General features: G+C 74.1%; 4 protein-coding genes. 2 read left to right on the top strand and 2 right to left on the bottom strand.

Annotation, left to right across the window (positions count from 1 at the left end; translation table 11 throughout):
• The coding region (locus tag G3I42_RS14510) for an Lrp/AsnC family transcriptional regulator (protein ID WP_239096446.1) at positions 1 to 550 on the top strand (550 nt) is incomplete at its 5' end.
• Positions 551 to 681: 131 nt separating this feature from the next.
• Positions 682 to 1299 carry a TetR/AcrR family transcriptional regulator gene (locus G3I42_RS14505; protein WP_164286039.1) on the top strand — a complete coding sequence of 206 codons (618 nt, stop codon included), beginning with the start codon at positions 682 to 684 and terminating at the stop codon, positions 1297 to 1299.
• Positions 1300 to 1380: 81 nt separating this feature from the next.
• Here the strand turns inward: G3I42_RS14505 and G3I42_RS14500 are convergent, their stop codons facing one another.
• The gene (locus tag G3I42_RS14500) at positions 1381 to 2181 is read right to left on the bottom strand and encodes a TrmH family RNA methyltransferase (RefSeq protein WP_164286041.1); all 801 of its coding nucleotides are present in this window, start codon (positions 2179 to 2181) and stop codon (positions 1381 to 1383) included.
• Position 2182: 1 nt separating this feature from the next.
• Positions 2183 to 3406, bottom strand: a 1224-nt coding sequence (locus G3I42_RS14495; protein WP_164286037.1) for an HTTM domain-containing protein, incomplete at its 5' end; no start/stop codon positions are given.

Genomic DNA, 3406 nt, shown 5'->3' with positions numbered 1-3406 from the left:
AGCGACCGGTGCGGCCGAGCGCGGTCCCGCGTCCCCGCCCGCGTCGCGCCCGCGCGAGCCGCGCCCGCTCGACGCGGTGGACCACGACATCCTGCGCATCCTCCAGGCGGACGGGCGCGCCTCGATCCGCTCGGTCGCCGAGCAGGTGCACGTCTCGCGCGCGAACGCGTACGCGCGCATCAACCGCCTCGTCGAGGACGGTGTGATCCTCGGCTTCGGCGCCCGCGTCCATCACGAACGCGCAGGTCAGGGCGCCTCCGCCTACTTGACGCTGCGCATCGTGCAGAATTCCTGGCGCACCGTGCACCGCCAGTTGCGGGCGCTGCCCGGGGTCTCGCACATCGCGCTCGTCTCCGGCGACTTCGACGTGCTGGTCCTCGTGCACTCGCCGGACAACCGCGCGCTGCGCGAACTCGTCCTCACCCGGCTCCAGGCGATCCCCGAGATCCTCAGCACTCGTACGCTGCTGGTCTTCGAGGAGGAAGAGGTGGGCCAGGGCCCGGAGTCCTCGGCGGCTCCGGAGCACCCGGCGGACCACCCGGCCCGCTGAACGATCCCCGCGGGGTCTTCCTGCGGGGGCTTCCGCCCTGGGCAACGCGGCGCGGCGGCGTTAGAGTGACCGAACGATCGGTCGGCACGAAGGAGAGCCGCTGAGCCCTCCCCTGAACGGTGGTCCTGATCATGACGGCTGCGGTCAAGCGCGATGCCTACACGCCGGAATCCCTCCTCTCGGTCGCCGTGGGCGTCTTCAACGACCGCGGGTACGACGGCACCTCGATGGAGCACCTGGCGCGGGCCGCCGGGATCTCGAAGTCCTCGATCTACCACCACGTCTCCAGCAAGGAAGAGCTGCTGCGCAGGGCCGTGAGCCGCGCCCTCGACGGCCTCTTCGGCGTGCTCGACGAGGAGGGCGCGCGCTCGGGCACGGCGACGGAGCGCCTGGAGTACGTCGTACGGGGCACGGTCGCGCTCCTGGTCGCCGAGCTTCCGTACGTGACGCTGCTCCTGCGGGTGCGCGGCAACACGGACGCGGAGCGCTGGGCGATGGAGCGCCGCCGCGACTTCGACCACCGCCTCGCGGACCTCGTGCAGGCTGCCGTCGCGGAGGGCGGACTGCGCGCGGACCTCAGCCCGCGGCTCGCGACACGCCTCCTCTACGGCATGATCAACTCGATCGTCGAGTGGTACCGCCCGGCGGACGGCACGAACGCGGACGCCCGCGAGCAGGAACGGGAACGCGCGCAGGACCTCGCGGACGCCGTCCTCCACCTGGCCTTCGACGGCCTGCGGCCCCGCTGAGACCAGGGCTCCGAACCCGCTCAGCCCGGGCCCGTTCAGCCCCGGCCCCCTCGGCCGGGCCCCGCTCGGCCGGGCCCCGCTTCATGGTCGTCCCGCGCCGAGCGACCAGTGGTAGAGGGTCATGCCCACGCTCGTCGCGAGGTTGTAGCTGGAGACCTGGGGGCGCATGGGCAGCGCGACGAGGCGGTCGGCGCGTTCCCGTACGGCCGCCGTCAGCCCGTGCCGCTCGGAGCCGAAGGCGAGCAGCGCGTCGTCGGGGACGCGCAGGCCGCGCAGGTCCTCGCCCTCCGCGTCGAAGGCCCACAGCGGGCCCGATGGGAGCTCGGGCACCGTACGGCGCGCGACGGGGGTCGCGAAATGCAGTCCGGCGCCCGCGCGGACCACGGCGGGGTGCCAGGGATCGAGGTCGCCCGTCGTCACGACGCCGCTCGCGCCGAAACCGGCCGCCAGCCGGATCACCGCACCCGCGTTGCCGAGGTTGCGCGGCTCGTCGAGGACGAGGAGCGGGCTCGTACGGGGACCGGCGAAGCCGGGCGCGGGTGGTCGCCCGGCGAGCGCGGCGACGCCGGTCGGGTGCGGGCGTGGCACGAGCGAGCGGTAGAGGGCGGCGGGGACGGGGACGAGCAGTTCGGCGAGGCGTGGCGCGAGGTCGGGGGCCAGTTCCTCGGCGAGGGCGAGCGCCGCCGCACGGTCCTCGGCGACCGCGAGCGGCACGTCCGCGCCGAAGCGCAGGGCGTGCTTCAGCGCGTGGAAACCGTCGAGGAGCACGACGGCGATCCCCTCCAGACCGGCCGTGAGCGCGTGCCAGCGCCCGGCCACCTCCCGGGCGGCAGCCTCCCTCGCGGCCTCCGGGGCCGCCTCGTTCTCACGCATGCCGTGCACCCTACGGGGCGGCACTGACACTCCCCGTTTCCGGCCGTGCGGAAGCCTCGCGACCGGCCGTACGGGCCGTGCGGCGGCTCCCCGAACGCGTCGCCCCGCGCACCGTCCGCCATGCTCCGCGCACTGCTCGGCGGGCCCCGCGCTCCACCGCGCGCAGGAAGCCGGTCGGCAGGAAGACCGCGTCGGCGGCGAGCATCGCGAGGGAGAAGAAGGGGAGCCCGAGGAGGAAGGCGATGCCCAGGTGCTCGGCGGCCAGCACGATGATCAGAACATTCTTGGCCCGGCGATTCAGGAGCGAGAACGGGAACGCGACCTGCGCGAAGACCGTTCCGTAGGTCAGAAGGGTGATCAGGGTGCCGTGGGCGGCGAGGGCGTGGGAGAGCGCCGGCCAGGGCGAGAAGGAGTCGAGTTCGAGGGGGTAGTAGACAGCGGTGCCGTCCTGCCAGCGGCTCCCCTGGATCTTGTACCAGCCGGCGGTGGCGTAGACGAGGCAGGTCTCCGCCATGATGATCAGCAGCCCGGCGTGGTGCAGGAGGTTGCCGAGGACGTCGGCGAGCGCGCGGGTCTCGCCGAGCGGGTGGCGTGCGAGGAACCACCAGGCGCCGAGGGCCGCCCACATGGCCGCCAGGGCGAGGGTCCAGCCGGGGGTGAGGCGGTCGCTCAGCCGGGCGGCGAGCAGCGCGGCGCCGAGCAGGCCCCACAGCCAGGGGCCCGCGCGGTCGGCGCGGCCGAGCGCGCGGCGGCGGGCATCGAGCGACCACGCCTGTCCGCAGCGGGTGAGGCACAGGTAGAGGGCGAGCAGGTGGAGGAGGTTGTCACCACCGTCGCCGACAAAGACCGACCGGTTCTGGAGCGAGAGCACGGTCAGCGCGAAGAGCACGGACATCGTCCGCGTGCGCCAGCCGAGCACGAGCAGGAAGGAGACGAGCAGGGCGAGCACGTACACACAGGTGAACCACACCTCGCTCCGTGACCACAGCAGGGCGGTGAAGGCCCCGTTGCCGGACACGAGCCGCCGTGCGAGGTCCCAGCCCCACGGGCTGCCGGGCCCGTACAGCTCCGCGCGGTGCGGCCACTCCCGCAGCAGGTAGACGCCCCACGTCCCGGCGGCCCCGATCCGTACGGCGGCGAGTTGCCGCGCGCCGAGCGTCGAGCCGGTGACGCGCGCGACGGCGGTGCCGAGTGCCGCGCGGGCGGCGGCGAAGCGGGACGGGCGCGGCTTCGC

The organism is Streptomyces sp. SID11385 (assembly GCF_010548245.1).
Classification (GTDB): Bacteria; Actinomycetota; Actinomycetes; order Streptomycetales; family Streptomycetaceae; genus Streptomyces.
The sequence above is the reverse complement of the archived record's forward strand: the minus strand, read 5'-3'. Positions and strand labels throughout refer to the sequence as shown.

Coding starts and splice junctions, on each gene's coding strand:
- G3I42_RS14505 (WP_164286039.1), top strand. CDS start 682: ATGACGGCTGCGGTCAAGCGCGATGCCTACACGCCGGAATCCCTCCTC.